The organism is Cyanobium sp. LEGE 06143 (genome assembly GCF_015207535.1).
Taxonomy (GTDB): Bacteria; Cyanobacteriota; Cyanobacteriia; order PCC-6307; family Cyanobiaceae; genus NIES-981.
Map to the genome: position 1 here is coordinate 1 of NZ_JADEWP010000140.1, position 6,728 is coordinate 6,728.

Genomic DNA, 6,728 nt, shown 5'->3' on the forward strand with positions numbered 1-6,728 from the left:
TTTCAGCACTGTGCGAGCTGCCAGCTGACGCCGGGTCTGATCCAGCAGGTCGTACTCCTGTCGCAGCCGTTCGCCCGTGTCGGTGAGCTCCAGCAGGGCCTGCTGGTGGTCGGCGACGGGGCCGCCCAGGTGGGAGCCGATCCAGAAGGAGAGCTCGCGGGGCAGATCCGGCAGGTCGCTGGGCAGGCTGGCCGGCTTGCCCACCAGCTTGGCGGTGAGTTCCACCACGTCGCGCAGGGCCTGGTCCACGCTGCCGGCCAGGGTCTTGAGGGCTTCGGGGGAGTCGGTGTCTCCGTCTTCGATCCAGCTCACCAGGCCCACCCGAAACGGGGCTTCCCGCACGATGTCCAGCACCCGGAAGCGCTGCTGCCCCATGGTCACGACGTTGCTGCGGTCGTCGTCCTGGGTCTGGCAGTGGATGATCTCGGCACAGCAGCCGATGTCCGCCATCTCCTGAGATTTGGGATCCCAGCGCACCACCCCGAAGCGGCGGTCTTCGGCCATCACCGTGCGCAGCAGCATGCGGTAGCGGGGCTCGAAGATATGCAGAGGCAGAACTTCCTGGGGGAAGAGCACCACGTCAGGGAGGGGGAAGAGCGGCAGCTCCCTTACGGCCAGTTCACCCATGGCGAGTTGAGGAGTTGCCGAGCCATCCTAGGAAGAAGGTAAGGGGCCCGCGCCCTGGAAGGCGCGGCAGGGGCCGCAGGATCTGGCTCAGAGCTTCACTTCGATGTCCACACCACTGGGCAGATCGAGCTTCATCAGAGCGTCGATCGTCTTGGCCGAAGGGCTATAGATGTCGATGATGCGCCGGTGGGTGCGGGTTTCAAAGTGCTCCCGGGAATCCTTGTCGACGTGGGGCGAGCGCAGCACGCAGTAGATCTTGCGCTTGGTGGGCAGTGGGATCGGCCCGATCGCCGTGGCGGCTGTGTGGTCAGCCGTTTCAATGATTTTTTCGCAGGAGAGATCAAGCATGCGCCGATCAAACGCTTTCAGGCGAATGCGGATCTTCTGCTGGGGGATGGCGGTGGACATGGAGATCAAAAGCTGGCCGGATGGCCAGGAGGAAACGTCCTTGGACGGAGGGGATGGCTAGGCAGTGGATGGGTCGACCCCTAGGGGATCTGCACACTGAATTGTCGATGTTCTGGTCACGAAGGCGCTGAGCTAACTCAGTGCGTCATTCGAGGCTGAAGAGCTGGGGGCAGCCTGGCAATGTCTGCCTGGCTGCCCCCTGTCGCCATCAGGAGATGATCTTGGACACCACGCCGGCACCGATGGTGCGACCGCCCTCACGGATGGCGAAGCGCATGCCCTGCTCGATGGCCACAGGGCAGATCAGCTCACCGGTCATTTTGATGCGGTCGCCCGGCATCACCATTTCCACGTTGGAGCCGTCATCGGCGGTGAAGGCGGTGATCTGGCCAGTCACGTCCGTCGTACGGATGTAGAACTGGGGCCGGTAGCCGGCAAAGAAGGGAGTGTGGCGACCACCCTCTTCCTTCTTGAGCACGTACACCTCACCCTCGAACTTGGTGTGGGGCGTGATCGAACCGGGCTTGATCAGTACCATGCCGCGCTCGATGTCCTCCTTCTGGATACCGCGCAGCAGCAGGCCCACGTTGTCACCGGCCATGCCTTCGTCGAGGAGCTTGCGGAACATCTCCACCCCGGTCACGGTGCTCTTGCGGGTGTCCCTGATGCCCACGATCTCGATTTCCTCGCCCACCTTCACCTTGCCGCGCTCGATCCGGCCGGTGGCCACGGTGCCGCGACCGGTGATCGAGAACACGTCTTCAACAGCCATCAGGAAGGGCTTGTCGATCTCGCGCTCCGGCTCGGGGATGGAGGCATCCACGGCTTCCATCAGTTCGCCGATCTTGGCCTCCCACTCGGCATCGCCTTCGAGGGCCTTGAGGCCAGACACCTTGATCACGGGGATGTCATCGCCGGGGAAGTCATAGCTGCTCAGCAGCTCGCGCACTTCCAGCTCCACCAGCTCGAGAATCTCCTCGTCATCCACCATGTCGCACTTGTTCAGGGCGACCACCAGGGCGGGCACACCCACCTGCTTGGCCAGCAGAATGTGCTCCTTGGTCTGGGCCATGGGGCCATCAGTGGCGGCGACCACCAGGATGGCGCCGTCCATCTGGGCGGCCCCGGTGATCATGTTTTTGACGTAGTCCGCGTGACCGGGGCAGTCGACGTGGGCGTAGTGACGGTTGTCGGTTTCGTACTCGACGTGGGCGGTGTTGATCGTGATGCCGCGCTCACGCTCCTCAGGAGCGCCGTCGATCATGTCGTAGGCCTGGGCCTTCGCGAAACCCTTTTTGGCCAGCACGTTGGTGATGGCGGCGGTGAGGGTGGTCTTGCCGTGGTCAACGTGGCCGATGGTGCCGATGTTGACGTGGGGTTTGTTCCTTTCGAACTTTTCGCGAGCCATGGGAGGAAAGAATCGGGGGGTTGTTGGATAGGGTGAAGATCAGGACTTGCCCTGATTCTTGGAGATGATGGCCTCGGCCACATTGCGAGGAACTTCCTCGTAATGGCTGAACTCCATCGAGAAGATACCCCGACCCTGGGTCATGGATCGGAGCTGGGTGGCGTAGCCGAACATCTCGGCCAGGGGCACCTTGGACTGGACCTTGGACCGTCCATCATCGATGGACTGTCCTTCGACCTGGCCGCGGCGGGAGGAAAGGTCGCCGATCACGGATCCGAGGAAGTCCTCGGGGATCTCGACCTCAACCTTCATCATCGGTTCAAGCAGCACAGGATTGCACTTCTTGACGCCGTCCTTGAAGGCCATGGAGCCGGCGATCTTGAACGCCATCTCCGAGGAGTCGACGTCGTGATAGGAGCCATCCACCATGGTGACCCTCACATCGATCATCGGGTAGCCCGCGATCACGCCGGATTCGCAGGTTTCCTTCATGCCGGATTCAGCCGGGCCGATGTACTCCTTGGGCACAATGCCGCCAACAATCTTGTTGACGAACTCAAACCCTGTGCCCGGTTCGCCCGGCTCCATCTCGATCACGACGTGACCATATTGGCCCTTGCCGCCCGTTTGACGGGCGAACTTGCCTTCGCCCTTGGCCTTGGCACGGATCGTTTCCCGGTAAGACACCTGGGGAGCGCCGATGTTGGCCTCCACTTTGAACTCACGCAGCATCCGATCCACCAGAATCTCCAGGTGGAGTTCACCCATGCCGGCGATCACGGTCTGGTTGGTTTCCGGGTCAGTGGACACTCTGAAGGTGGGATCCTCTTCCGACAACGACTGCAGGGCCTTGGACAGTTTGTCCATGTCACCTTTGGTCTTGGGCTCCACGGCCACCGAAATCACGGGCTCGGGGATGTAAAGCGATTCGAGAATGATCGGATCGCTTTCTACGCAGAGGGTATCTCCAGTGGTGGTGTCCTTGAGGCCGAGGACGGCGCCAAGATCGCCAGCGCGAAGTTCATCCACCTCTTCTCGATCATCGGCTTTGAGGATAATCAGGCGTGAGATGCGTTCCTTCTTATCTTTCGTTGAGTTCAGCACATAGCTGCCCTTCTTAAGCGCACCGGAGTAAATCCGCACAAAAGTGAGCTTGCCGAAGGGATCGGCCATCACCTTGAAGGCCAGGGCGCTGAAGGGGGCGCCATCCTCTGCAGGCCGGAGGGCCTCCGTGCCATCGGGCAGCAGGCCCTGGATCGGCGGCACGTCAATCGGGGCGGGGAGGTAGTCGACCACCGCATCCAGCAACAGCTGCACGCCTTTGTTCTTGAAGGCCGAGCCACACAGCATGGGCACCAGGCCGTGCTTGAGCACGCCGGTGCGGATGCCCTGGCGCAGCTGCTCATCACTGAGCTCGCCGGTTTCGAGGAACACCTCCACCAGGTCTTCGTCGGTTTCAGCGACCGACTCCATCAGCTTGTTGCGCCAGTGGGCGGCTTCCTCGGCCATGGAGGCGGGGATGTCGGTCTCCTCGATGTCCTTGCCGAGCTCATCCTTGTAGATGAAAGCCCGGTTCTTGACCAGATCCACGATGCCGCTCAGTTCGCCCTCGGCGCCGATCGGCAATTGGATCGGGGCTGCGCTGGCCTTGAGGCGATCCTTGATCTGCTCGTAGACCTTGAGGAAGTCCGCGCCGGTGCGGTCCATCTTGTTGACGAACACCATGCGGGGCACTTTGTAGCGATCCGCCTGGCGCCACACGGTTTCGGACTGGGGCTGCACGCCGCCCACGGCACAGAAGACGGCGATCACGCCGTCGAGCACCCGCATCGAACGCTCCACCTCAATGGTGAAGTCGACGTGACCAGGGGTGTCGATGATGTTGATGCGGTGGTCTTTCCAGCTGGTGGAAATGGCCGCTGCCGTGATCGTGATGCCCCGCTCGCGCTCCTGGGCCATCCAGTCGGTGACGGCGGCGCCGTCATGCACCTCGCCGATCTTGTGGACCACCCCGGAATAGAACAGGATCCGCTCGGTGGTGGTTGTCTTGCCCGCGTCGATATGGGCGGCAATGCCGATATTTCTGACGCGTTCCAGTGGAAAGGCGCGAGCCACGAGGAATGTCTCCGAAGGGTCTACAAAAAACGGTTGGTATCCTACTGATCAGCCTGCAGGCCCCGAGGCCACACCACGCTGTCGCGATCAGTAGCGGTAGTGGGCGAAGGCCTTGTTGGCCTCGGCCATCTTGTGAGTCTCTTCGCGCTTGCGCACGGCACTGCCGGCCTCGTTGGCGGCATCCATCAGCTCACCGGCGAGCTTCTGGGCCATGCTGCGGCCGTTGCGGGCCCGCGAGAAGTTGACCAGCCAGCGCAGGGCCATGGCGGTGCCCCGCTCCTGCCGCACTTCCATCGGCACCTGATAGGTGGCACCACCCACGCGGCGGGCCCGCACCTCCACCAGCGGGGTGGCGTTGCGAACGGCGGTTTCAAAGAGCTCGAGGGGATCGGAGCCGGTGCGCTCGTTGATCATCGAGAACGCATCGGAGAGGATGCGCTGGGCCGTGGACTTCTTGCCGTGCTTCATCAGACGGGCCACGATCATCGAGGCCAGTCGGCTGTTGAACTGGGGATCGGGCAGGATCGGTCGCTTTTCGGCGGCGTTGCGGCGGGACATCGGGATTGCGAGGTGCTGAGAGAATCAAGGGGAGCCTGCAGGAGGCAGCGGCCCTGGGCCGTGCCTGCCGCCTGCTGGGGTCAGGTCACGACTTCGGCGTCTTGGCGCCGTATTTGGAGCGAGACTGGCGCCGGTCCTTGACACCGGCGGTGTCCAGCGTGCCGCGGATGATGTGGTAGCGGACACCGGGCAGGTCTTTCACCCGGCCGCCGCGGATCAGCACCACGGAGTGCTCCTGGAGGTTGTGGCCGATGCCGGGGATGTAGGCCGTCACCTCAAAGCCGGAGGTGAGCCGCACGCGGGCCACCTTGCGGAGCGCCGAGTTCGGCTTCTTGGGGGTGGACGTGTACACGCGGGTGCACACCCCACGGCGTTCCGGGCAGGAGCGCAGGGCGGGTGACTTCGTCTTGCGGGTCAGACGCTGCCGTTCAGTGCGGATCAGTTGCTGGATAGTGGGCATCGAGGGCCGGAGAACACAGGTCGGACGTCCGACCGATTGCGACAATCCGCCACCTTACTGGGTCGTCCGTCACCGCTCCGGTGAGCGGCTGAAGGCGGCTCCGCAGGCGCAGCTCGCCACCCCGTCGCCGGGGCGCACCAGGAAGCCGCCGCCGCTGAGGTCGCCGCGGTAATCGAGGGTGAGGCCGGTGAGCAGCTCCTGCTGCTCGGCCGGCGCGTAGAGGGTCACCCCGTCGGCCCGGGCAATCGGCACCCCCGCCAGGTGGCCAGGGCGCACCCTGATCGTCCAGCGGGCGCAGCCGCCCTCCACCAGATCCAGATGGATCAGGCCGGGGGTGCCGGCCACGGCCGCCTGGCGCCCGAGCTCGGCGGCGGCCCTGGCCGAAMSGCNSCAGGNTGTKGCNSCNNTTGNKGCWKYKSAKCGGTKGNWKGCGNNRTSAMASCSRCWSTRWSWGSSGKSRATYCCGGNNYCAGYKMRCCARGCCNGANGYCGTNTGNNTGYACCNGRANNMYGGMSRCRYCGCSRCCSWTCACCNTSGNNWGSCTGSCGNSCARMWSSAKGCYSKTSGNGCTNGMYSMMGKCNMGGTNGMGGRCRTMRYSCRGRYCNNGGCMYAGYRRCRSCNNRSCGRYCYWGGSSMGGSWSSRGCCASWNNNGTAACCCTCCGGCCTGCAGCGTGCCTGCCAGTGCCGCAAAGGCATCTGGCGGATTGCCTTGCCAGCCGTCCCAAACCAGCAGGCTGGTTTCCCGGCCCAGCCATTGCTGGTAATGGTTGGCCTGAAGGTGTGGCAGGCCCACGGCTTCGGCGTGTTCGGCCCGGCCAACCCACAAGCTGTGGCTGGTATTCCTCCGGGACAGTTGCCGGTGCATCCAGGTGCAGGTGTTTTCCTGCGAGCCCTCTACCAGAATCAGGCGGCGGTGGCCGATGGTTCTGAGCCTGGCTTGCAGGCTTTGCCAGTCTGCGGTCGGATGCTCCCGGCTTGCGTCAGTCATTCAGCTGAGATCCGCGGCATGGGCTTTTAGGTCAGCAAGTTCGCAAGCTTCGAGGGCTCTTTGGTGGGTGGCGCGCAGTTTGACCCGTGGGGCACTGTTGGCTTCGAAGGCTTGTTGCCAGCGGCCGGCGCAGAGGCACCAGCTGTCGCCCGGTTTGAGGC

Annotated in this window: 8 protein-coding genes; all 8 read right to left on the minus strand. The window is 63.8% G+C overall.

Translation table 11 applies throughout. The features are described from left to right. A partial coding sequence (locus IQ216_RS10130; protein WP_193815377.1) for an LON peptidase substrate-binding domain-containing protein occupies positions 1-627 on the minus strand: 627 nt, incomplete at its 3' end. A gap of 87 nt (positions 628-714) precedes the next feature. Next, on the minus strand, positions 715-1,035 hold the full coding sequence (gene rpsJ, locus IQ216_RS10135) for a 30S ribosomal protein S10 (protein WP_186697327.1): 321 nt from the start codon (positions 1,033-1,035) through the stop codon (positions 715-717). Between the two features lie 208 nt (positions 1,036-1,243). Then, complete coding sequence (tuf, locus tag IQ216_RS10140; RefSeq protein ID WP_193815378.1) at positions 1,244-2,443, minus strand: elongation factor Tu; 1,200 nt, start codon at positions 2,441-2,443, stop codon at positions 1,244-1,246. A gap of 39 nt (positions 2,444-2,482) precedes the next feature. After that, positions 2,483-4,558: an elongation factor G gene (fusA, locus tag IQ216_RS10145; protein ID WP_186697325.1), complete on the minus strand. Its 2,076-nt coding sequence runs from the start codon at positions 4,556-4,558 to the stop codon at positions 2,483-2,485. 87 nt (positions 4,559-4,645) lie between these two features. Further along, positions 4,646-5,116, minus strand: coding sequence for a 30S ribosomal protein S7 (rpsG, locus tag IQ216_RS10150; RefSeq protein ID WP_186697324.1), 471 nt, complete (start codon positions 5,114-5,116; stop codon positions 4,646-4,648). 85 nt (positions 5,117-5,201) lie between these two features. Further along, the gene (gene rpsL / locus IQ216_RS10155) at positions 5,202-5,576 is read right to left on the minus strand and encodes a 30S ribosomal protein S12 (RefSeq protein WP_186697323.1); all 375 of its coding nucleotides are present in this window, start codon (positions 5,574-5,576) and stop codon (positions 5,202-5,204) included. Between the two features lie 69 nt (positions 5,577-5,645). Continuing rightward, positions 5,646-5,921 carry an AIR synthase gene (locus tag IQ216_RS10160; RefSeq protein ID WP_193815379.1) on the minus strand — a complete coding sequence of 92 codons (276 nt, stop codon included), beginning with the start codon at positions 5,919-5,921 and terminating at the stop codon, positions 5,646-5,648. Positions 5,922-6,567: 646 nt separating this feature from the next. Beyond that, the coding region (locus tag IQ216_RS10165) for a DUF2237 family protein (RefSeq protein ID WP_193815380.1) at positions 6,568-6,728 on the minus strand (161 nt) is incomplete at its 5' end.